Below are 21,747 nucleotides of genomic sequence, written 5' to 3'. Positions count from 1 at the left end.
TGTCGGGGCGGAGTGGCTAAATTGCTGCATCCAGCGCAGACACAAAAACGCCGGCAACTGGGCCGGCGTTCGGGAGGATCTGCAGCAGTTGCTGCGAGGTGATAGGCATCGCTTTCTTCGCTACTTGATGATGGCCGTCACGTCGGGATTGGCCAGAAGGAATGCTTTCAGCTTTTCCAGAGGATCGCTGAGCACTTCAGGAGCAGGCGGAGTGATATACGCCAGATAACGAGGATCATCGTCTTCGACCTCGCCTTGATTCGGCCAGCAATCTGGGTCTTGCGCACAGGCGAACACCGAGGTGATCGCCATCTCCTTCGAGTCAGCGAACTGAACATTAATTGTCATGCAAGCCACCATTTAGATTGAGTATCCAGCAACATCGATGACATAAGTCATTGTTCCGCTTGATGTTGTTGCCGTATAGAAGAGTGTCTGAGACGTGATCAGCAAAATGTCCGGGAACGGCGCCTGGATCCCGCCGTTGACGTTCCCTACCGGGTTTGCGTTCGCGGCTAGCGAGCCAATCCCCGTCGTACTGGAGGCAATCGCCCCATAGATATTTGCCCCTGCGGCGCTGTTCGTTATTACCGACCAGCCACGACAGGACTTAGCGTTAGGCGGGACAGCCGAGGCGATGGAGAGCGCGGTATATGACGCCTGCGGTGTAGTTGTGCTCAACACTTGCTTCGTGACGATGGAGATATAGCGGTCGGCTTGATAACCAGCATCCAGCAAGCTGGCCGCCGTCGTTCTCCAGACACTGACCAGTGCCGAAGCGGTGTAGCCGGCCGGCATGCTGCCACCGGTATACACCTCTGCCGCGACTGCCGACGTGGCGTCCTTAGCCAACAAGGCCGAAACGCCCGTGGTCGGGTTGTAAATCGCATAGATCGCAACGTAGCCGCTGACCGGCGCAGCGCCGGTATCCATGGCGCCCACGCCAGTCGTTGCCAGGTTGATTGTCTTGCTGAAGTTACTCAGCAGCCATGACTGGCCACCGAGCGCGGTCTTAACTGCCACCTCGTCAGCAGTAAATGTCGCCGTAGCACTCGCAGCTACTACCGAAATCTTGGCGTTGCGCATCGAGCCCACTGGGGTCCCGACTACAGCTTGGGAATACGCTGACGTGTACCAGCCAGTCCCGTCGGTCGTTAATTGAATCTCCTCGCCAGCATTTATTACCAGCGTATTGGCCGATACGCCGAACGGGTTGCTTATAAGCTCGGCGGCGTTTCCTTTGATCGTGCAGGCACCATACGCCCCAATAGTGATGGTGGAGCCGAGCTGTAGGCTCGCGGCAGCCGGCAAGGTCTGAGTAGTCCCAGAGGTGTTGACGACGAGGTGTTTGCCAGCGAACGCAGCGGTCAGTACCGTGCTCGTCCCGGTGAAAGTAATCCCGTTGAAATTTCCCAGCTGAGACTGCTGCACTGCATGCTGAGTTTTGGTCGCCGGCGCTACCTGCTCGGCCCCACCCGTGCAGAACAGCAGGATGTATGAACCTGAGCCGATCGAGCTATTCCATTCAATCCAGGCATCACCGTTGGCAATCAGTTCGCCGCCTTGCAGCGCCGCATGGGCGCCACCTACAAGCGGTACTGCGCCCAAGCCGTCGTTGATGGTGCACGCGCCGTTGTTCGCGGTCTTGACCTTGAAGCGAAGGGACTGCCCTTCGCTGCGACTGGTCAGCGCCGGCGTAAAGTTGCAGACGTAGGTATTCGCAGTGCCGGTATCGATGGCGAACGATGCATTCCCGTTCTGGACGGACTGCAGGATGCCAGACGGCAGCAACGGCGAACTGGCGTACTGACTGATGCTGGTAGAGGTGATCGTGGTCTGGCCGTACGCCACGGTCACCACGTACAGGCCGATATAGCCAGCATCAGGAGCAGGCGTTACTTGGCTGCCGGTAGTCGCCGAGGCGCCAGCCTTTACGGCAACGATTGCTGCGCCTTTGCGCGCAGTGTTCTGCGTCAGTCCATTATTTCCCATGCCACTATAAGGAAGGGCTGGGTTTGCGCTGTTGTAATAAGGAAGCAGGACCGGCGCTGAATCGACATCCTGATAGGTCGCCTGCACCAGGTAGTTGATCGATTGTCCGGTAGTGCCAGGCGCCGCACACGTCAGCGTAACCGCATCGAGCAGGATGCCCTGCTTCATGATCGAGTGCGTGGTATCGGCCGGCAGCGTTGAGAACGCGAGCGCGTCAATGCTGGTCAGGCTGTAGATTTCGCCAGGCGCACAAACGACTTGCAGCGATGCAGGGCCAGTCGGCGTCACGGCAAAACCGTTCGCCATGGTGCTGCTGCCGAGCATGGCGGCGGACAGCTTAGCCAGGCCGAGCATGGAATCTTTCGCCATCTGGAGCAGGCTGGTTTCCGGCAGAATTTGGCCCGGGTAAACGATCTGTCTGTCCATGGAATCCCCAATAAAAAGCCCGCACAAGGCGGGCATAGAGTTGAATGAGTGAAATCAGTTGGTGATTCGGTACCAGACAGTCGTGCCATAGAGTTTGGTGGCTTCAATGGCCGCGATGATGTCGGCGTCCGATACCGTGGGAGCGAGCTGCGTTGACGGGACCAGGCCGCTGGTTACGGAAAGTCCGAACCAATTTGTATGGATGCCTGGCCAGTTGGCCGCTCCGCTGCCCGCAGGCCGGTATGCTGTAACGAATGCCTGATAGGGGCAGCTTGTCGAGCCGAGAGGCCCAGCTACGCCAAGACCAAGCGTCAGGCCAAGGCAACCGCAGTCATCCGGCTTGGCCGGTTCAATAATAAGCGGGTGTCGACCGGTCAGGTCAAACAGCACCTGATCCATGCCGTGGCGCGTGGCGCGCTCCCTGAAAATATTAATCAGGATTCGATTTCGGTAACTCGCATCGAGCTGACTGGAATAGCGAATCAGGCTACTGCCGAAGAAATCCAGCCCGATCATGTCGAGCCAGCCATCGCTGGCGGTTTTGATCCGCGTCTGGTTCTTCGCATAGAGATAGAGGGTGAACCCCCATGACAGCGCCTGCGCATAACCCCATAGCAGCGCATCCCTGACTGGATTGTTGTCACCAAACCAGCCGACTGGAAGTAGATTCTTCAGCCGGCCGAACATATCGTTTTGGTCGCCGACACTCATTTAAGCCACCGTCACTGTGCCGGGTCGAATGACCTGCTTCTGGGTTGCGCCAAGGTCGGCCGTGCCGCTGTTGAGTAGGACGCCGGAAACGTTGGTGATGGCCGGGCTCACGGCATAGGCAACAGTTGCGAGCTGCGTGAACGGTAGGATCTGGCCAAGTTTCAGGCCCGATATATAGGCCTGAATCGCTGTAGTTACCTGCGCCACCACCACGCTGTGCGTCACCGTCGCATCGGTCGTAATGGTCATGCCGACGTTGGCCGTAACCAGTACCGGGGCAAACACACCATAACGGATCGTATATCCCCTAGCTGATTCAATGGCTGCGCCAGCCGTTACCAAGAACGCACCCGATGGCGCACCGCTGCCATCATCGACCACCGCATAGAGGTAGCCGTATAGCGTGTTCCCGCTGTAGTCCTGGTTCTCGGTCAGCGTGTAGGTCACGCCGGCCTGCATTGAGGACAGCGCGTAACCGATGGCCGCCTTGGTGCCTTTGGACAGCGACTGCACCCAGAGGACGAAGCGCGCGCGGAAACTCGGATCGCTTTCGGGGTTTACGCCATTGGCAAATACCGCGGTGTTCGTGACCGTGTCGATGCCACTGATACTGCCAACGATTACCGTGACCGTGCCGATCAACGCGTTACCAGCCGCTCCTGCCGTGTTGGCGATGACTGGAACCGTCGCCGACGCAGTGCCGGCCGGGATCAGGTAACCGCCCAGCGTGGCGTTGTACATCGCGTTAGTGGTGTCGATCGTCACCGCGAACTGCTGAGAGCCATCGGTCGAGCCGACCAGGGCACCAATCGGGATCAGTGCGGAATTGGTTGGCGTGAAGCGCGAATAGGTGACGCTGCCAGTGGCGAAGCTGGCCGACAGACGATAGAAGCCGAAGTCGGCCATCCAGCTATCGAGATCCGCGTCCGAGCTAGTCGAAGCGCGAGTAGTGATCAACAGCGTGACGATCAGTTGCTGAAGCCACTGCAGCACGCTGGCATTGCTTTCGGCGATAGCCCTCAGCAGCGAACCAATCGTGAAGTCGACAAGCCCGGCCGCCCTGCCCTGAATGGCAGTCACCTGGTCCCGAACAAGCGTGGTGAAGTCCTTGATATTGAGCGATGCCATATCAGCGATTTACCTCAAACGAGAGCGTCACCGGCTCGCCAGAGGCTGAGTCGGTGTAGCCGATATTGACTGACAGGGTGTCGTTCGCTGACGAGACCGCAATGACGGGTGCGGGCTTCTTCGAAACGCAGTCCTCGAGCAGGATCTGCCCGCGAATCAGTGCGATGATTTCCGGGATGTTCATCAGTGCGCCGACGTATCGGCCGAGACCGGCACCGTATTCCGGGTGGAACAGGTAGTCACCGGGGTTGGTGATCAGGCGGCGTAACACATGTTGTTTGCCGCGCTCGATGCCTTCGACAGGCGACAGGCTGCCGGTCGGCGATGACGCAAGATCGCCGCCGACGTAGTGGTTCAGGTCTTTCATGGGATAGGCGCCGAGGTCTTGCCGCTGAGGGTCCCGCCGTTATGCAGGTGGTTTTCCAGACTGACTGTGCCGGCCACGACATCGCCGGCCGCCGTGATGGTGTTGTCAGTGGTTATTGGCCCGTGGAATTGGTGCACGGTCGCCGTGTAGGCCATGCCGGCTGCCGCCTTGATCTCGACGGTGCCGTCGTTGTGGAACTTGAGCAGCGAACCGGATTGGTGAACGATCCAGGTCTCGCCAGAAGGCACCGGAAGCGGCAGGTTTTGGCTGTTGGTGTGCCGCGCCGTCACCTTACCGAGGTTAGGGTCTGACGAATCAAAGCTGACCGTTACCTCATCGCCGATCTGCGGACCAATCTGAACCCCCCAGCCATTGCCGACACCTGGACAGTCGAGCTTCATCCAGTTGCTTTCGCGGCCTTCTGGCTGGATCAGCACCTTGACGACGCCATTGGTGGGGTCGTAGCTGGAAATGGTGCCGATACGCGGCCCGGTGGCATTTGAATGCTGGTGCTGGCGCAGGGCATTTGCGAGACCTGCGATCATGGCGCCACCTGTAGTGAATTAGGGTTATGGTTCTTTGCCGTCAGGCTCATGGTGTAGCCCGACTCGAAACTGTAAGAGCGTCGTACCGCATCCACGTAATACAGCTGGTCGAAGCCAGAACCGGTGCCTTCCTGCCGAACAATGGTGTTTGGCATCAGCGAGTTGTCGCCGGGCATCGAGCACGACAGGCGCATTTCGTGGTCGGTGATCTGCTTGTGGATCTGCTGGGCCAGTTGCTGTGCCTGGTTCAGGTCGAGGCCGTTACGCTTGATCTCGTAGACCTGACGCTTCGACGTCGACTGCCCGGGCGCGATGCCTTTGGCCGAGTTGGTCGGGAAGGTCGCGGTGTAGGTCTTGCCGTCCTTGTAGGAGATGACCTGAACCGTCACACCCTTGGCGATGGTTAGGTCACGCTCAAATTCAAGGTCGTCCGAAGTGTTGGATTGCGGGTAGGCCAATAACCCAGGCTCTACCCAACGAATCAAGTACTGATCGGTGGTCGCCGGATCTAGCGCTGGCTCGTAGTGCAGTTCGTTGCCGGTGACGTAGACCTGAAAGCCATCAAGGCCGGCCAAGTACGCCAGCAGGTCCCACTCCGTACGCTCGTCAGTGACGTGCGCGTGATCCCATTTAGTAATGTCGCCAACCTTCGTCTTGGTCGCCGTGACAACTGGCGTCAGGCCGCGACGCTTGGCCAGCAGCGTCGCCACATCACTGGTGGTCTGGTTGGCGAATTTCTCATTGGTCTTGGTGTCGATGAAGCGGCTGGTGTAATCCCGGCCTTCGACGCTCACTTCTCGCCTCGCCAGACGGACCTTCAGCCTGTCCACACCACCCACGATCAGCGTGCGCCAATCGGTGATGCCTTGACCGATCAAGCCGATTGAAATCGACACTTCAATCGCTGTTTGATCGGCCCACCATTTGACTGTGTTGTAGGGCGGCTGCAGGTCCGATATCACGAACACGACCGAGAACGTATCAGCCGAATAGAAGGCATTGCTGTCGACTTCACACTCTACAAACGGAACTTCCACCCCATTCAAAAGCAAACGTCCGACTATTTGTCGGACGTCTTGGGCTGTCGCATCTGTGTTCAGATCCACTAGGCACCTATGGGTATTTTGATGGTCTGGATGTTGTTCAGCTGCGGATCAGCGATGCTGTTGGCCGCGGCAATCTCGGTCCAGCGCGACTGATCGCCGTAGGCGTCCGCCGAAACCTGCTGAAGCGTGGTGTTGCCAGTCGTGATGCTCGCCGTGCCATTGGCCAGCGGCCCGGCCAGGACGTTCTTTTGCATCCGCTCCAGCACGCTCTGCATCTGGTACAGCGGCGCCAGCTGGGTCAGCGCAGTGCCTTGGCGCAGGAGGTTGTTGGCCGCCTTGGAGACCGGATTGCCGGGGATCAGGCCACCCAGCGTGGTGATGTCGTTTACCGACGCACCGACCTGCGAGATCACCGATTGCACCACCTGCTGAGCCGCTACCAAGGGCCGGATGACGGTCTGCACGGTATCGATCGTGGCATTGGCAAAGCCCTGCACCTGCGACACGGCGTCCTTCACCGTGTTGATGGTGCTGGTCACGGTGTCGGAGTTGATGATCTTGGCCAGGCCCAGCGATTGCCCGACGTCGCTGTTGATCAGCGAATCCAGCGAGCCGGACAGCGCGTTGGTGGTGACTGGCGCGTCCAGGCGCTCTTTCACCAGCAGTTCAATGCTGTAGTAGCGGCGGTAGACGTGTTCAAACCGTGCACTAAACGACTGGATGAGGACGCTAAAGTAATAACCATCCATGTTGAACGTCAGCGGAACACCGGCATCGCGCAGAGTTTCGAGCTCGGTAACCCGATCCCCTGCCGTTGCGCCGGTCATCCAGCCAGACCACGACATGTTGTCGTAGTCCACGCCCATCACATCCACTACTCGCTTGCCGCCGACCAGTTTGTGCACAACCATCTGCTGCTTGGCGCCGATCGTTACTGACTCGGGCACCTCCAGACCGGTGAACTCCACATCGCCGACGATCAAACGCGTGGCAAACGGATCCCCGCCCGGAGCGAAATTGTCCAGGAAGCTGGTGAAGCTCATGGGTTATCCCCTTGGGTAGGTGGCGCTTGGAGTGCCAGGCATCAGCATGCTGCGTGAAGGGTCAAAGCCCTGGGTTCCGGTCTGCGGCTTGGATGCCTGGCGGGTCAGCCTCTCAATGACCACGTCGGTCATTTTCTTGCCGTCGATGTAGAGGTTGACTTGGTGCCAGCCCCCGCCCTGTTCCTTGCTGGGGATAGGCGCCACTAGGCGGCCGCCCTCATCGGTGCCCCGGTAATCGCTGGCAAAGCTGGTTTTCTTGATCTGCATGCTGGCGGGCAGGACTGCGTTGGCTCCCGCGATCAGCGTATTGAAAATTGTCTGCCAGCCGGTCAGGAAGTACAGCTTGAAGGATCTGAACGCCCCGCCGAAATCGCCATTGAACAACTGAATAAACCCTCTCTTCAGATCGCCCCACATCAGTTTCAGGGCTTTGCTGATTTCGTCCCAATTGTTCCATACCAGCAGCGCAGCGACAGCGAGTGCGGCGATGATCAAGCCTATTGGGCTAATGATGAACATGACCAGATAGGTGCCCATTCGCGCCAACCAGGGAATCATTGGCGCAAGACCTCCGGTAGAAACGAACATCAAAGCCTTAGCGAGAAGCCAGAAGCCCCGCCCAGCAGCAATCACCATGTTGATCAAGCCGCCCGTGATTAGGAAGGTGGATAGGCCAATCAAAGCGTAAGTGAATGCCTTGACCGCCTCATGGTTTTCGCCCATCCACTTCGTCAGCGAAATGATCCCATCGTTAAGCTTGGTGACGGACACAATGGCCATTGGGAGTATTTGATCCCCAAGGAGCAGCATTAAGTCTTTCCACTTCGCCGCCAGCTCTACCTCTCGACCGGAAAGGGTTTTGCGGGTCTTCTCGACCGAAGCGTCAATGCCAAGTGCCTTGTGCTGCGCCTCAAGCGAGTGATGCAGTTTCTCGATGTTCTTGTCGATCAGCGTGTACATCGCGCCGCCGGTAGAACCAAATAGCATGGCGTTAGACTGTCCAATCGCCGAGTCTGAAGTAATACCCATACGTTTATGCATGGGCATGATCACCTTCTCGTAGAACTCAATTGAGTTCCTGCTAAACAGATCAGCCTCCTTGAGAGGGTTACCCTTGAACGCCTTGATGCCGCCCTGCGAGTTCCAGATAACTTTCTTATTGTCCCAAATCCCGTTATTCACAAGCTCATGAGCAACTTGATTGGGGATTTTTACGATGCCGTTCAGCCTGTTGTAGGCAGTTCTCTGAGAGAAGCCAGCAGTCTGCCCTTTGAGCATGGTGATGATGGGTTCAAACATCGCCACCGCGTCATCGCTCAGGTTCATCGTCGAAATTCCGCCGCGAGCCTTAAACTGGCGTAGCTGCTCCCAGTTCACCGCGCCGCCGGAGGTCTGCGTCATCTTCCAGCCAGCGTCCGCCAGCTCATTGAAGCGCTGGGGCGACTTTAGGCCGCCCGAGTCTTCGATGTAGCGCATCATGGCCATGCTGCTGGTTTTCATCATGGCCTGAGATTCTTCGCTCAAGCCGGATGTGGCATAAGCGATCTTGGACAGAACAGGGGCGGCAATTTTTGCCCCCTCCAGCGCTTCCATGCCAGGCAATCCACTCTCCCGGAAGACGCCTTGCGCCTCGGTGAAGAGCTTCATGTTCGTAGTGATGCTGGTGCCGATGCTGTTCATGCCTTTGACGAAACGCTCTGACTCGGTATTCACCGCATCCGACATGCCATACAGAGAAAACTTCGCCATCTCTGTTTGAAACTTTTTCGCCTCATCAAGGGGTGCCTTGAACATCGTGGCCAGCCCCATGCCGCCAGCAAACATCGCGCCACCAATGGCCGCCTGCTTGCCGATAGATTTCAATTTGGCATTGAGCTTGTCGACGTCCTGTCCGGTGCTCGCCAGGTTTTTGCTGATCATCAGCATGCCGGCGCTGACGTGGTTAATCAGCGACAGCTTGATAGCGACTGAGTATGCTTCTGCAGACATGAGCAGCTCCTGGCCCTGGAGGAAATTTATGATTGGATGGATCGTTTATGCGTTTGTTGGCTTGGCCTGTACCGGCAAGGCCATTCAATCCGGAAAAGAAAATGGTTTTTCAGAGAGTACTTCAGCTGGAATAGCTATTGCTGTGGCGTTCACATTCACAGCAGGCGGGGTCTGGTTTCACTTCAGCTAAGACACGGAGCTGCGCACATGAAAAAAAATGGCCGCACCTATGAATGGCGCGACAACGAGATCGTAGAGGCAAAAACTAATCAAGCCGAATCTCGCCTGAAAGGGGGTCGACGCCTTACAAAAAACTCGCCAAAAGAAGCAACTAAGTGCAGTAGCGGGCTCGGTGTAAATCAGGCAATCCTTCTCTTTGCAGGAAGCCTTATGACATTGCTGGTCTGCATTCCTTTGCTGATCACTCTGCTGTACGTCATTTATGCAGTCATATTCGAATAGTTAAAACCCCGCCGAAGCGGGGGTCTCTTTCATCTCAGATCAAGCAGCAGCTGCATACCCACCCGGAGAGCAGCCGGTAGACAGGTAGGCGCTGTAAATTTCCGACCTCCGAGTATCGAGAAAAGAAAATGAAGATCGCCCTTCGTTGATCTGATCGAACACGCGAATAAGAGTCCTTGAGTCAAGGAGCCGCCCAGCCGAAAGGATGGCTTCGCGATCCCGCATGAGCGAGGCGTGACGAGACATCAGCAAGTAGATGTGCTGGACCTCATGAGTGTTGAAAAATACCCCATCCTTGTCGGACCGGCCGATCCACTCACCATCCAGGGCATAGGCCGCAACAAAATTGCATGCGTCGGCCAGGTGCTCAGCCGGAATCAGGGCTGTGCGTTGTACGTTAAAGCGCGAGCGCAACCGGCTCTTCATAGTGTGCTTGAAGCTGCGCTGGAGGGCATGCGGAACCGGTGAAGCCTTTTGGTCGATCACCCGATCAAGGACATGCTCCCCGCTGGTACCGATCACTGCGCCGACAAGGTCACCCATGATGCCTTGATGGTCGGTGTAGTGACCGTGCTTGCGGATGGCGGGGAGAACTTCAGCGGTAACCCATTTGCGGAAGGCGTGCGCCTGGCTGCCATTTTTTATTGCGTCATCACAGCGCAGAATCAGGGTGTACAAACCTGACTCGTTGATGATGTTTACCACCCCCTGACGCCCTAACTTAAAGTTAGACCGTTCGTCATCATCCAGTGAATACAGGGCTTTCGTGGTGTTGCTCTGCCCGAGGATCTTGCACGCGTCAGCTGCGACAAACCATGGCTCGCCATCGATGCTGACTGCGCGCACGCTATGGCCGCGAAAATCGAAGGGAATGACATTCGATACGGCTGTGCTAATATTCGTCATGACGTTTTTCCTGATAGATGACGTTGATTTCGAAGCCTCAAGCGTTGGCGCGCTTGGGGCTTTTTTATGCCTGCTGCTTTCCATGCTCCAACTCCTGCTCAAATGACTTTCTCAAGCGGTATACGATTTCGCCGCTTAGGGTTCGCCCGTGCTCTGCTGCGCTTTCCTCAAGCTTTTGACGCATATCACACATCATTCGTACTGCCGTAGTGATCTTCTTAGCGCTCATGTGGACCTCCTGTTTGCGTTTTGTGAGTTTAATGCGTTTCATGCCTTTGTCAAACAAATTTTGCTTTTTGTGCGTTTGTAGTACGCTGGCGTAATACACAGGGCGCTTACATGACAAAAGAATTCGCGACAAAACTCATCGAGTTAAGAGGTGAGAAAAACCTTACGCAACAGGAGTTGGGGGACGCTGCCGGGGTATCTCCATCCCAGATCTCACGCTATGAAGCTGCCTTGGCAATGCCAAGAAAGACGGTTATGAGGAAGCTGGCCGAAGCCCTTGGCGTAAGCCGTGAAGAGCTGATGCCTGAGCCTGAAAGAAAAACTCACGAACTGAGCATTGACTTGCCTCCTGAATCTATAGATGAGCTCCAGAAAATTGCAGACGAGTCAGGAATATCCTCTGAAGAGTTAGTATCTGTCGCCCTCAAGTGGGGCCTGAAAATGCTCAGGGATGGCGATCCAGAATTTACCGCTGACGTGATGCGTGGGCTTGAAGAAGAGCGAGAGCTTCGGGAAAAAGCCAAGTAATACACCCCCTTTAAGTTTCGCCATCGTAGCCCAGCGAAGCATGGATGGCCGAGCCACCGATCAACCCCGACACGGTGGCATGGCCCAGCACTCGCCGGATGTACTCCTTGTTGCGCAAGACGGCCGGCCCCATCACCGGGCGCGCCGGCATCTTCGGCGTGCCGAATTCGTGGTAGACCATCTTCGGATCTTTCGAGCCAATGACCGCCTCCAGGATGTGCGTAGTGTGCGTGATGCTGTCGCGCATTTCGCCGGAGGCAAGAAGAGGCGAATCGGCGGGATAGCCCATCTTCGCTTTGCGCTCTTCCGTTGAGTCGGCCAGAGGGGCCCATTCTGCGAACGGTCCGACCGCCGATTGGTAATGCCCGATTTCTTCCTTGGCGGTCTTCTCGACCTGCACGGCGCACTTCTCCAGTCCATCGTGCAGATGCTTGAGCAATGAGACTTCGGCCTGCGCAAAATGCAGCGCCAGGCTGCCGAGACTACTGAATTCCATGGTCAGTCCTTCTTGTCGAATTGCATGCTGGACCAGTTCCAGACCCCGGCACCTTCGAACTCGGAAAACATGATCGAAAAGGCCATGCGCTCGTAATCAGACAGCAATCCGCAGTCAAAAACCCGATCAAAAGGAACCCCGTTCTTCACCAGCCAGCATCGGCTGCGAAAATCGGGGTCCTCTGTCAGTTTTTTGCGGCGGCCTGCTCGGCGCTGAGCGCCTGAGTGGCATTTTCAGCATCAGCCTTGGCTTTGGCGGCTTCGTACTCAGCCATCATGTGTTTCTCGATGGCCTCCATGCCTTCGACGCCGAGCTCGGCCAGCACGGCGTCAACTTGCTTGAGGGATTGCGGAAGGCCGAAACCGACATCATCGATGTAGACCACTGATGCGGCCGGCAATGCGAATGCGCCCATGTAGACGCTATTCGAGGCGTTCTCACCGCCGACGGCCATGACGATGCGCGATTTTTGTAGCGGGTCCAGGGTTCGCAGTTGAATGGTGCGTCCGCGAACGTCCTGAATCGAAGTGAATTTCGGCTTCTGATCAACATACACAGGTGCCGCAGCATCATGGTTAACGGTTACTTTGGACATTGGGTAAATCCTCTGGTCAGCGAGTCGTCAAAGGAGCATGGCGTGCGGGGTGACGAGTCCCGCGCCCTGCCGGGCTGCCATGCAAAACGGTTAAACCTTGTAGCGACGGCGGGAAGTGAAGGAAATGGTCTGACGAATCGTCTTGTCCCCCTCTTTCTTACCTGCATCCTCAAACTTCAGGATTACGTGGGCGTGGCGATACACGTTGATGGTTCCGTCTGGATTGGAAATCGTCTCCGTGATGGTTGCTGGGACCTGGTTGATGCCGTTGAAATAGTCGCTTTCGAACTGCGCCCACCAATCATCCAGCGTGCCGTCAACGCGCTCAGCTTCGATGGTTCCGGTCCAGCCTTTGGGGATCAGAAGTTCATCGGTCAAGCCGTTGAGCGGCGTGATTTCCTGGCTTGTGGTTTTTGGCTTGCAGTCGAATGAAATGATTTTCGGGATGCGGATCGGGCCGTAAGGACCGTTGATGTCGACGGCGACATCCTTACCCGTGTTGTATCCACCTTGCATGGCGTTCTCCAAATGAATAACCCGGCGCTAGGCCGGGCTTGGAAGTGGGTGTCAGCGCTTACTGGCGCGGAGTGGCAGATGCGACGATGGAAACGCTTTGCCCTGCCTCTAAGTTCACGAGGAAGTAGCGGATCACGGACAGGTATTTGACCTGCACGTCGGCCTGCATGTAGCCCAAGGCCACGCGAGCATCTGGGTTGTTGGATACATCGAGCTGGACCGAGAACGCTGGACCGCCGTTGACGTCGCCAATCAGCCCCTGAATACGCAAGGTGTCCAGGAAGCTTTCCATGGTCGACTTCGTTTCACGGCGGACATCTGGTGTCTGAAGCCGGCCAATGGTCCCGCCGAAGGAGGCGGCAATGGTCAGCGAAATGAAGTTCGTCATCCGCGTGTAGTTGTCGCCGTTCACCGCCGAGTTGCTCGAGCAGTTCAGGCCGGAACGGTGACCGAAGTAGCTGCCGCCCGGGCAAGGGTTGGTGATGACATCCAGGCGCGCGGTGTTGATGGCGCCAATTTCCGGCGTGCTATACGGCTGCTGCGACAGGTTGCGTTGAGTCGATACCGCGTTGGTTAGCGGCTTGTTTAGCGGCGTCTGATTTGGCGACAGCGCAGCGATCTTGGCGGCCGAGAAAGTAGCCGGAGCGATCATTCGTTGCTGGCTGTTCACCTGGTCGTACCAGTACACCCAGTCGCCCACCAGCACCTTCAGCGCGTAGCTGTCACAGCCGGCAGCGGTCAGGCTGGCGGCTACGGTGACGTAAGAGGCGCCGGCCGGACCCTGTGTGACTGGATACGTACCCTCGGAAAGGCCGAAGGTGAGAATGGCTGGCCACTGAGTGGAGTCAGTTAAATCCACCAGGTTCAGAGTTTGATGACCACTACCGCGCAAGGCGTACATGCCTTTGCGGGTCGCACCGGTCACGCCATCAACGCCGATCAGAACCGCATCGGTGATGGTGGTGTTGCCGGAGGTGCCGGTTGTGAAAGCAACCGTCTGCGTGGTCACTACCGGTGCGAGAACAGATGTGCCGACAGTGGCAATCACCAGCTGCGACGGACCACGGATGCCCGACTGACCGTTGTTCACGGCACTGACGATGTTCTGCCAGAGCGCGAGGCCGCTGCCGGTGATGTTGTCGAATACTTCCGGTGCAACGCCTGGCAGAGAAACAACCAGCTTCCAGCTCGACGCGGCGGCGCCGGCGGATAGCGTGGCGCTCAGCGAGTTGCCCAGGGTGCCGGTGTAGAACGCGGTTAACGTGGCGCCGTTGGCGGCAGCCGTATCCTTCAGCGAGGAAGTGGCAGCCGTGTCAGTGCCGTCTGTTACCCGCACAGCGCGGATGTTTGAGGCGCCCAACTGGATGGAGACCGCAATCGCGGTGCACAGGTCGTACTTGCGCACCGTCTGCGTGCCGAACCGCTGCGAGGCATCGCCAGGCGATCCGATCAGCACCGAGCTGTTCACCGGCCCCCAGTCAGCCACACCGACAATGCCGAGGATGTCGGTCGGCACCCCGTTGATGTATCGAGTCTTCGGCGGAACGATTTGGATGTACAAATCTGGAGCTGTCAGCGCCGCCGTGTTCAAGCTGCCTGCCGGATAAATGGGCATGGCTTCCTCCTAAATGAAAAAACCGCCTCAGTGGGCGGTTTCTTGTGTGTGGGTTTCGCTTGTCAGGCGGTGGCGACTTTCAGGACGTTGCCGGCGCATTCGCCATCGAGGACGGCGGCGACTTCATCGGGGTCGGTGATGACCTGGCCGACCTGGTAGTCAGCGAAGGCGAATTTCACAGTCAGCGAGAACGGCGAGGCCTTGGCCTGCACCGGCTTAACGGGAGTATCGGAGTCCATGTCAGGCCTCAAGGGTTCAATGTGATTACAGGAAGCCCGGACTGGGCGTTGACGATGTGCAGCACCGGAGCGATGACTTCGGTGACTTGTTGAGTCTGGGTTGTGGCGTAGTCGATCAGATAGAACAGGTCCAAGCGGTAGAGACCTGCCTTCTGGAGTTGGTCCGTCATCAGCGATCCCGAAGAGCGAATGATCCCGAAGGAGCCATCCGTGAACGAGATGCTGTTGCCATCGGACAGCACCGAGTCGATCGGGCTCGCCACTGCATCCCGCGCGTCCGGCGTCGCGGCCCAGATGATGATCTGCACCGACTGCTCCTGACGTTTCGTCTCCTTGTAGGCCGTGCCGAGGCCACCCACTCGCGTGAAGACGCTATGCGCGCCTGTGAGCGTGATAACTGGCCCAGCGCTAGATGCGCCTGGAATCATCGAAGCAAGCGCTGTAGCTGCGGTCGTAAGCGTGTCCGTTGCCTGCATGGCGTAGACGTAACTGGTGCCGTTCAGGTTGACCAGTAGGTTCTGCCGGCTGATCGTGCCGGACAGTGTCACTACTGCGCCGACGACCGTCATCACAACCGTGTGCACCGGCACTGTTAGCGGAACCCATCCCCGCCCGATATACCGAGTGGTCTTTCGGTCCTTGCCGGCTGGATAGACGCTGACATGCGCATTCCCTGCGGCAAGGTCGGTCTCCAGCACATTCGGCACCGGCCAGCCTGGATAAACTCGAACAGGAATACCTGCCGCGCTTGGTTGTCCTGTGCCGTTCGGATAGACAATCGCTGCAACTTGAGAGGCGAGCTGCTTCATTACATCGGTCAGGCTCGCCATAATCACACCTGCACTTGCATGGCCGTACATCGCCAGCCCATATCGGTCAGTTCGGCGCTCGACACCACGTATTTGCGGCCGAGCTCGTCGCGAATGATGTCGCTCGTACGCAGCACGATGCCAGGCCAAGCCGGCATCATGATGGCCCACCAAGGCGTGCGCACATCGCCGGGCAGCTGGGTAGGATTCGCTTCCCCCTTTGTGCCCTGCAAGACGCTGGCAGGCCAGCCTTGCATGAGGACGGCCTCATTGGCTGGCGTATCGGCCGACCAGCCGCCAAGACCCACGCCCGCGCTCTGACCGACGCGCAGCACCGAGACAACCCGGTTCGTCTGCACGCAGTAGATCGGCAGCGTGTCCTGCATCGCGGCGATGAAGAACGTACCGCCATGACCGACCAGATAATCGCCAGGGCGGCACAGGCGCGCATCAAACAGGCCGAGCCAAGTGGCTTGCCCGTACTTGTTCGGTGCGCTGTAGGTGAAATTCGTGGTGAACGACGCAGGCAGCGTCTGCAAAGCGGTTGTCAGCAGCGGGTTATTGGCGCTCGTAGCGCGGAATTGCTGGTAGTTGAAACCGATTCGCTTGGCGGCCTGCCCGTAGCCTTTGTAAATCTTGTCCTGGAGCTTTGTGCCATCCATATCAGCCCCTGACGATTCTGCTTCCGCCCTTTCCAAGGCTTGGACCCGGAGCGATACCGATGAAGGAGCACAACTCGCGGCGCCAGAGCCGGTAAAGCTTCATCCGGTCCGACACTTCGTTCTTGTTGTGCACCCAGACGGCTGCCTGATCTGTATCGAGGTTTTGAGTCGAGTCCGTCACTGCCGTTTCCAGCCCGGAAAGCGTGGTCAGAAACGTGACGATTCGAGCCTCTTCCTCAGGGCGAAGCGTTGAAAGCCGGTGATAAAGCGTCTGCCATGTGCCGGGCGAGACCCAGCCGTAAGCCAGGTCGCGGCTATTGTCAGCAATGGTGTCACCAAGCATCGGGTAGCCAATGAAGCGCCGAACGTCGGCCAATTGCTGATCAGTTAGCATTTACTCGGCCTCTTTCACCGGAGTCCAGCCGCCGGAGTAGTAGTTCTGCACTTCGTCAGGGTGAACCTGTGCGGTGTGCGGGGCATCGTATTGATCTGGGTTGCGCTCCATCGCCACGAAAGCAATGTTCTCAGCAACATCAGCAACATCAGCAACGCCGTCATCGGTGCCGTCTTGTTTTTTAGCCATGATCGTCTCCATAAATAGCCGCCAGTTGCCCGGCGGCCATCAGTCGTTAGCCCATCAACAGGGCGGTATGGGCTGGCTTGATGTTCGCGCAACCCCATGCAGCCGATACTTCGTAGCGGACGCGGCGGTATTGCTTGTACATCGCAAACTCGAACGCCATGCCGGTGCGCGGGTCGGTGATGATCATGCGGTCATCCGCGCTGTCGCCCTCTTCCGGCAACGCAGGAGTGCGGGTGGCCAGCACGATTGCGGAGCGCGGGAACGCAAAGTTGGCCGTGAATGCACTTACCAGGGTGACGGTCGCGCCGGAAGACACGGCAGCACGCAGACCTGGAGCACCGATAGTCAGCGAACCGCCAGACAGCGCGACGGCAACCACGTACTTGTAGGCGCCGATGACGATCACGTCGCCAGCAACGATGGTGCCGCTACCGGTCTGAACCGGAATCACGGTGGTGCCGACAGTCAGCGCACCGTTGGTGACATAGCTCGCGCCAGTACCAGGAGTGTGAAGGGCAACGCCGGCGGACTCACGCAGGGTGAAGCCGTGCAACTCAAGCAAGGTGCCTTGGGCACGAAGCTGGGTAGTGCCGGCTTCGTTCGCCTTGGTCAGTTGCGCAAGGGTGCGCAGCGATGCGCCGGCAGTGGTGTCGATGACGCACTGCAGATCGCTCAGGGGGGCGCCGTTATCGGCCAGGATCTTGCGAACCTGCGCCGTGTCGCCCAGGGTGCTGGCGAATGGCGTGGTGCCGGCGGTACCGGAAGCGCGAGATGCGCCGTAGGCAAGCTGACCCAAGTCGACTTCAACTTCGTTGACCAGAGTACGAATGGCCTGTGCAACCTGATCGCGGCGGATGTTTGCGTAACCAGGGCCGGTGTTAACACCCTTCTGCTCTTCACCGGTCCAACGGAAAGGAACCATCCGCGACTTGGTGATGCTGAAGGGGGTGTTGCCGACGGCTTGGTCACCATCATCTGGAGGCAGCTGACCGGGCGTCACGTTTTCGGCCGGTTGCGCAGCAGTAATCGGAATGCGGATGGCCTGGTTCAGCGCGGCGCGCTCGGCAGTCGCATCCAGGGTCACAGACGGGATGAAACCTGCGAGCTCTCGCGATACGACGTCAAGCGCTTCGTAAAGGTCGGGCACCAGGCTGGTAAGGGTGTTGGCCATTTGGATGAATTCCTTTAATCAGTAATTGTTCCGCCAGCCTTGACGTGCTCCATCTGCTTGGCAGCAGGGAGTGTTTCGAACTGAGCGCGAGGAAGTGTTTTGCTGTTGGCCGCCGCCGCGCCGCCACCCGATGCACCGCCGCCATTGGCGCCGGAGCTCTTCAGGATCTGATCGCGATAGGGGTAGTGCTCAACGAGCAGCTCCAGCGCCTCATCAAACTTGGCGGTTTCGCCTGGATTACTGCGGCTGTAGAGCTTGTTTCCGGACTTGTCGTAGGCGATGACTTCGCCGTTCTCGACCTTGAATGACTCACCGAAACGCGAGCGAACCATGTCGGCAGGAATCGCCAGCTTGTCGGCGATAAACTTCGAGCGATCGAAGCTGCCACCAACCTTTTCCGAGACCAGCTCAGACATGAGGCTGTCGCGCTCAGCCATGAGCGGGGCATATTTCTCCTCGAGCGCCTTGATTGCTTCAGCCTTGACCTTCTCGACTTCCCCGGCATCCACCAGTTTTTTGGAGTCGAAATTCTTGACCGTTTCCAGCGCCTTTTTAGCCTCGGAAGGATCAGTGATCCCTTCAAAAGCTTTCAGGCCGGTTTCGGCGGCTTCTGCGCGTTCGCGGTGAGATTTGGCCTCAGCGTTGAGACGGCTGATGGTCGCTACGGTGCCGATAGCATCGAAAGCGATCTCTTTGCCGTCGTCGCTGACATAAACAGGCTTGCCTTCGGAAACAACTACGTTGCCGTTCTCGTCGAGTTTCAATTTCATCAGTTGATCTCCGGGCATCCGCCCATCTGCTAAGCCATCCGGCCCGGTGCGGCGCTATCCATCCGGAATCGCGCCCATAAAAAAACCCCAGCGAGTGCCAGGGCTGTGAATTCTCAAATCTGTTGGTTATGGCGGCTCAGTAGCCTTGACGCTCAAACCGTTGCTTGTCAGTGCCTGCGCCCAGTTGCTGGCTGGGTCGCCGCCGGGTATCGCAGAGACGATCAGCGCCGATGTAGCGCTCTGATATGCAGGGTCGGCCAGCTGGTCGAGGAACAGCTGCACGCACCATGTGTGGCAGCCGTACCATGCTGAGCCGTCAGCTTTGGTCAGTGGCACACTGAGGCTGCCCGGGCCGTAGCCCAAGGACTCAGCGAGCGCATTTAATTGGTCGCGATATGCAGCAGGGATCAGGAGGACGCAGGATATTGAGTAGCTCATAGCGCCACCCCAGACTTGCCGCCCATGTATTTCTCAGTAGCCGTGATATCAGCTGCGCTGGTTGTTGCGCCGCGAATGACGAGACCGAACAAGTACATTGCTGAAACTCCAGTAGCTGACGACTTACCGATGAAGAACCCCGTAGTGTTATCGGTTCCGTATGTTGCGGTCTTGTCAGTCTGCTGTACGCCGTTCAGTCTCGATCTCGCTAAAGACTGCGAATTGTCAGAGGTGATTGACACAACTATTGGTGTATTGGCAGAAATTGTCGCGATAGGGATGACTGCTGCAGGACTTCTCGGCAGTAGTTGAACCCCCGATGCTGAGTTGCCTACCGTGTAGTTGTTGGTGATATAGCCTGTTGAGTTACCGCACGAGAACCAGTCTTCCCGGCTCGCTAGCGATAGAGGATTTACGCCGACAAATAGCGACATATTGCTATTTCTGAATCCTGCGTTATCCGATACCAAAAGGAAGTCATCCACTCCGTCAAACTGAAGCCACCACAAGCCTGCTGACGTTTGAAGGATCGGCCGCATCGTCGAGGTGACTTGGCTGGCGTGATTGCCGCGACCGGACTTGTCTCGAATCAATCCGACCGGCTGACCGGCTGCCGTGACTGGGATAGTCCCGGCGCTGTCCTGAAACATCGTCGACAGATCGCTAGGATCGATCCATAAGCCCTGTTCGCCAGCGGCGAAGAGAGATGCGGGAATCCTCGATGCAACTGCCTGGGCCAGGGCGGAGAATCTAAAGACCTGGAAGGCATGAAATTGGCTGTTCACTTGGTTACCACTAGTTTTGCGCTCGCATTTACCGTGCGCGCCCAGATGTAGCCGTTGCCAACAAGTGATCGGGTTATCGCCTGCCCTGGCTGAAGGACGTGACCACCAATCACCGGGACAGTGGTCGTATCGGTACAGGCGAACTCAACCGCCACAGACCCTATCCATGAAATGAGCACAGGGTTGTCGGCCGGCGCCGCAACTTGAACCCAGTTCAGATCGATACTTACGTTCGAGGTGGCCATTGCGCTCGCCTTATTTGAGTCAGCGCAGCATGGCTGCCTGGGTGTTTGTGGTAGTCAGCTAAATGCCGGGGAGCGTGACGCCTTGTTTCGCTGGCTGGGCCTTTATGCGGGCCTGCTCTTCCGGCCAAGTGAGGTTGTCCTTGAGCATCCCGCGGCGCTGGATCTCGCTGAATAACGTCTCGTCAGAGATGATGCCGGCGACATTCATTTCCAGAAGCAGGTCAGCAGATGCCTCGGCAAGGGACGCGGCACCGAAGTCGTTGTAGATGACCAGGTGGCCGCCTTCCTTCTCGCCGATCCATTCCGCCATTAGCTGCATGGCCTGATCGAGCGAGTCTTCGACGTCCTGAGCGATCCGCTGCAGCGCACACATGCCCGGCTCATTGTCCGAGAGCGTCTGCGCTACGGTGATCTTGCCCGGCTTGATGACGAGCAGCTCAGCGCCTACCTGACGCATGCGATCCTCGATGTCGAGGATCGACAGGCGCCCGGCGTCAATCGCTTTGCCGGTGTGCTCGACATAGCTCAGGGTCGCGCCGATCTTGTCGGTGGTCACGGCAGTTGCCGCACCAACGGTTAGGTCATCGTCTTCGCTGAAGCCGCAGCCGAACAGGATCGGCACCCGAGCTACGTGAAGGATCGTCTGCTGGTCCGACTTCGACTGCCAGTGCTCGACGTTCATGAACGCCAGTTCGCGCAGTGGTGGCATGGCCTGCATGAAGCCGAGGCGCTTGCCATAGACCGGCACAAATGGAATCTTTTTGAGGCTGGATAAGCCCTTTTCGTGCAGAAGCCACTCAGGCTCGCCGGTCGTTTCGTTCTTCTTCTCGCGGTAGGTTTCCCAGCGGCCAGGGTAGAGAACGCGAACCTGCTCGATGACCTCTTCCTCGAATGGCCCGATTTTCTCGGTCACCGACTCCAGGAATCGCAATAGGGTAAACGTCTCGACGCCATTGATGCGCTGAGAGTCGTAGTCCAGCAGGCTTTCTGCGCAGATCTGGACGAAATATGGTCGAACGCCCGCTCTTACCTCGTCAGCCTTGGTCTTCAATCCCTTGGCCTGCGGAAAGTCGACGAGAACGCCACAGATCCCGTAGGCCATAGCCTCTTCCATGATGCTTGCGGCGAACGAGTGCATGTTCCTGCCTTGCAGGTCGATGTTTTCGCAGTATTCGAGGATCGTTGGCGGCGTATCTTTGCCGTAAGTGATCGGGCGCGAGAACGGCTTGCCGCAGAGGACGTCAATCGTGCGGGCAAAGGCCGGGAACAGAGTCGCGGTGCCAAGCCGAGCTTTGTAGAAACCCTCATCCTCGTTCGGCCATTGCGGGAGATAGGCTTTCGCTGCCTCCCTCATCTTCCCGGTGCCCCCTAATAGGGCCTTGATCATGGGCCAGCACTCCGCCATCGCTTCGATTTTGGCGGAGCGTTTGCGGACGCTATTGCTCATGGCTT

28 protein-coding genes and 1 pseudogene are annotated in these 21,747 nt (G+C 57.8%); 3 read left to right on the top strand and 26 right to left on the bottom strand.

Going from position 1 to position 21,747, the window contains the following annotated elements; all coding sequences use genetic code 11:
- Positions 1–19 precede the first annotated feature (19 nt).
- From AC07O1_RS19190 to AC07O1_RS19145, 10 genes and pseudogenes are all read right to left on the bottom strand, one after another.
- Positions 20–109, bottom strand: a pseudogene (locus AC07O1_RS19190) (glycoside hydrolase family 19 protein); the annotation flags it as partial.
- A gap of 11 nt (positions 110–120) precedes the next feature.
- On the bottom strand, positions 121–348 hold the full coding sequence (locus AC07O1_RS19185; protein WP_495012737.1) for a hypothetical protein: 228 nt from the start codon (positions 346–348) through the stop codon (positions 121–123).
- Positions 349–360: 12 nt separating this feature from the next.
- Complete coding sequence (locus tag AC07O1_RS19180) at positions 361–2,418, bottom strand: hypothetical protein (RefSeq protein WP_495089767.1); 2,058 nt, start codon at positions 2,416–2,418, stop codon at positions 361–363.
- A gap of 54 nt (positions 2,419–2,472) precedes the next feature.
- A complete protein-coding gene (locus AC07O1_RS19175) occupies positions 2,473–3,129 on the bottom strand; it encodes a UCP028438 family phage-derived protein (protein WP_495089766.1) in 657 nt (218 codons plus the stop codon).
- Positions 3,130–4,257, bottom strand: coding sequence for a baseplate J/gp47 family protein (locus AC07O1_RS19170; RefSeq protein ID WP_495089765.1), 1,128 nt, complete (start codon positions 4,255–4,257; stop codon positions 3,130–3,132). It lies immediately after the preceding gene.
- A gap of 1 nt (position 4,258) precedes the next feature.
- On the bottom strand, positions 4,259–4,624 hold the full coding sequence (locus AC07O1_RS19165) for a phage tail protein (protein ID WP_495089764.1): 366 nt from the start codon (positions 4,622–4,624) through the stop codon (positions 4,259–4,261).
- Positions 4,621–5,169: a phage baseplate assembly protein V gene (locus tag AC07O1_RS19160; protein ID WP_495089763.1), complete on the bottom strand. Its 549-nt coding sequence runs from the start codon at positions 5,167–5,169 to the stop codon at positions 4,621–4,623. The genes AC07O1_RS19165 and AC07O1_RS19160 overlap by 4 nt, the downstream gene beginning before the upstream one ends.
- Entirely contained in the window at positions 5,166–6,206 is a 1,041-nt protein-coding gene (locus AC07O1_RS19155) for a rhs element Vgr protein (protein ID WP_495089762.1), read from the bottom strand. Before AC07O1_RS19155 ends, AC07O1_RS19160 begins: the two co-directional genes overlap by 4 nt.
- Before the next feature lie 68 nt (positions 6,207–6,274).
- The gene (locus tag AC07O1_RS19150; protein WP_495089761.1) at positions 6,275–7,258 is read right to left on the bottom strand and encodes a LysM peptidoglycan-binding domain-containing protein; all 984 of its coding nucleotides are present in this window, start codon (positions 7,256–7,258) and stop codon (positions 6,275–6,277) included.
- A 3-nt stretch (positions 7,259–7,261) separates the two neighbouring features.
- Positions 7,262–9,247, bottom strand: coding sequence for a phage tail tape measure protein (locus AC07O1_RS19145; protein ID WP_495089760.1), 1,986 nt, complete (start codon positions 9,245–9,247; stop codon positions 7,262–7,264).
- A 28-nt stretch (positions 9,248–9,275) separates the two neighbouring features.
- Here AC07O1_RS19145 and AC07O1_RS19140 point away from each other — a divergent pair, with 28 nt between their 5' ends.
- Positions 9,276–9,437: a hypothetical protein gene (locus AC07O1_RS19140; RefSeq protein ID WP_495089759.1), complete on the top strand. Its 162-nt coding sequence runs from the start codon at positions 9,276–9,278 to the stop codon at positions 9,435–9,437.
- Positions 9,438–9,454: 17 nt separating this feature from the next.
- Entirely contained in the window at positions 9,455–9,709 is a 255-nt protein-coding gene (locus AC07O1_RS19135) for a hypothetical protein (RefSeq protein ID WP_495089758.1), read from the top strand.
- Between the two features lie 39 nt (positions 9,710–9,748).
- On the opposite strand, the gene AC07O1_RS19130 is transcribed toward AC07O1_RS19135, so the two are convergent.
- Both AC07O1_RS19130 and AC07O1_RS19125 read right to left on the bottom strand, forming a co-directional pair.
- Positions 9,749–10,699, bottom strand: a complete 951-nt coding sequence (locus tag AC07O1_RS19130) for a BRO-N domain-containing protein (protein ID WP_495089757.1) — start codon at positions 10,697–10,699, stop codon at positions 9,749–9,751.
- A complete protein-coding gene (locus AC07O1_RS19125; protein ID WP_495089756.1) occupies positions 10,680–10,844 on the bottom strand; it encodes an Arc family DNA-binding protein in 165 nt (54 codons plus the stop codon). Before AC07O1_RS19125 ends, AC07O1_RS19130 begins: the two co-directional genes overlap by 20 nt.
- A gap of 110 nt (positions 10,845–10,954) precedes the next feature.
- Between AC07O1_RS19125 and AC07O1_RS19120 the strand changes: the two genes are divergently transcribed.
- Positions 10,955–11,371 carry a helix-turn-helix domain-containing protein gene (locus tag AC07O1_RS19120; RefSeq protein ID WP_495089755.1) on the top strand — a complete coding sequence of 139 codons (417 nt, stop codon included), beginning with the start codon at positions 10,955–10,957 and terminating at the stop codon, positions 11,369–11,371.
- A gap of 10 nt (positions 11,372–11,381) precedes the next feature.
- Here the strand turns inward: AC07O1_RS19120 and AC07O1_RS19115 are convergent, their stop codons facing one another.
- The 14 genes from AC07O1_RS19115 to AC07O1_RS19050 all read right to left on the bottom strand — a co-directional run bounded on the left by AC07O1_RS19115 (position 11,382) and on the right by AC07O1_RS19050 (position 21,742).
- Positions 11,382–11,867 carry a phage virion morphogenesis protein gene (locus AC07O1_RS19115; RefSeq protein WP_495089754.1) on the bottom strand — a complete coding sequence of 162 codons (486 nt, stop codon included), beginning with the start codon at positions 11,865–11,867 and terminating at the stop codon, positions 11,382–11,384.
- A gap of 184 nt (positions 11,868–12,051) precedes the next feature.
- Positions 12,052–12,462: a hypothetical protein gene (locus AC07O1_RS19110; RefSeq protein WP_495089753.1), complete on the bottom strand. Its 411-nt coding sequence runs from the start codon at positions 12,460–12,462 to the stop codon at positions 12,052–12,054.
- A 90-nt stretch (positions 12,463–12,552) separates the two neighbouring features.
- Positions 12,553–12,978, bottom strand: coding sequence for a hypothetical protein (locus AC07O1_RS19105; RefSeq protein WP_495012724.1), 426 nt, complete (start codon positions 12,976–12,978; stop codon positions 12,553–12,555).
- 58 nt (positions 12,979–13,036) lie between these two features.
- Complete coding sequence (locus AC07O1_RS19100; RefSeq protein ID WP_495089752.1) at positions 13,037–14,593, bottom strand: phage tail protein; 1,557 nt, start codon at positions 14,591–14,593, stop codon at positions 13,037–13,039.
- A 62-nt stretch (positions 14,594–14,655) separates the two neighbouring features.
- Positions 14,656–14,832: a hypothetical protein gene (locus AC07O1_RS19095; RefSeq protein ID WP_495089751.1), complete on the bottom strand. Its 177-nt coding sequence runs from the start codon at positions 14,830–14,832 to the stop codon at positions 14,656–14,658.
- Between the two features lie 8 nt (positions 14,833–14,840).
- Entirely contained in the window at positions 14,841–15,662 is an 822-nt protein-coding gene (locus AC07O1_RS19090) for a hypothetical protein (protein WP_495089750.1), read from the bottom strand.
- 2 nt (positions 15,663–15,664) lie between these two features.
- Positions 15,665–16,303: a hypothetical protein gene (locus AC07O1_RS19085; protein ID WP_495089749.1), complete on the bottom strand. Its 639-nt coding sequence runs from the start codon at positions 16,301–16,303 to the stop codon at positions 15,665–15,667.
- Between the two features lies 1 nt (position 16,304).
- A complete protein-coding gene (locus AC07O1_RS19080; RefSeq protein ID WP_495089748.1) occupies positions 16,305–16,697 on the bottom strand; it encodes a hypothetical protein in 393 nt (130 codons plus the stop codon).
- Positions 16,698–16,886: a hypothetical protein gene (locus AC07O1_RS19075; protein ID WP_495012718.1), complete on the bottom strand. Its 189-nt coding sequence runs from the start codon at positions 16,884–16,886 to the stop codon at positions 16,698–16,700. It lies immediately after the preceding gene.
- Positions 16,887–16,932: 46 nt separating this feature from the next.
- Positions 16,933–18,057, bottom strand: coding sequence for a major capsid protein (locus AC07O1_RS19070; protein ID WP_495089747.1), 1,125 nt, complete (start codon positions 18,055–18,057; stop codon positions 16,933–16,935).
- 14 nt (positions 18,058–18,071) lie between these two features.
- Positions 18,072–18,827 carry a DUF6651 domain-containing protein gene (locus AC07O1_RS19065; RefSeq protein WP_495012716.1) on the bottom strand — a complete coding sequence of 252 codons (756 nt, stop codon included), beginning with the start codon at positions 18,825–18,827 and terminating at the stop codon, positions 18,072–18,074.
- A 434-nt stretch (positions 18,828–19,261) separates the two neighbouring features.
- Positions 19,262–20,050 carry a hypothetical protein gene (locus AC07O1_RS19060; protein ID WP_495089746.1) on the bottom strand — a complete coding sequence of 263 codons (789 nt, stop codon included), beginning with the start codon at positions 20,048–20,050 and terminating at the stop codon, positions 19,262–19,264.
- The gene (locus AC07O1_RS19055; RefSeq protein ID WP_495012713.1) at positions 20,047–20,295 is read right to left on the bottom strand and encodes a hypothetical protein; all 249 of its coding nucleotides are present in this window, start codon (positions 20,293–20,295) and stop codon (positions 20,047–20,049) included. The genes AC07O1_RS19060 and AC07O1_RS19055 overlap by 4 nt, the downstream gene beginning before the upstream one ends.
- A 58-nt stretch (positions 20,296–20,353) precedes the next feature.
- A complete protein-coding gene (locus AC07O1_RS19050; RefSeq protein WP_495089745.1) occupies positions 20,354–21,742 on the bottom strand; it encodes a DUF4055 domain-containing protein in 1,389 nt (462 codons plus the stop codon).
- Positions 21,743–21,747 lie beyond the last annotated feature (5 nt).

Source organism: Pseudomonas sp. GW821-FHT07G10 (assembly GCF_059418545.1).
Note: the sequence above shows the minus strand (reverse complement) of the source record. Positions and strands in the feature narration are given on the sequence as shown.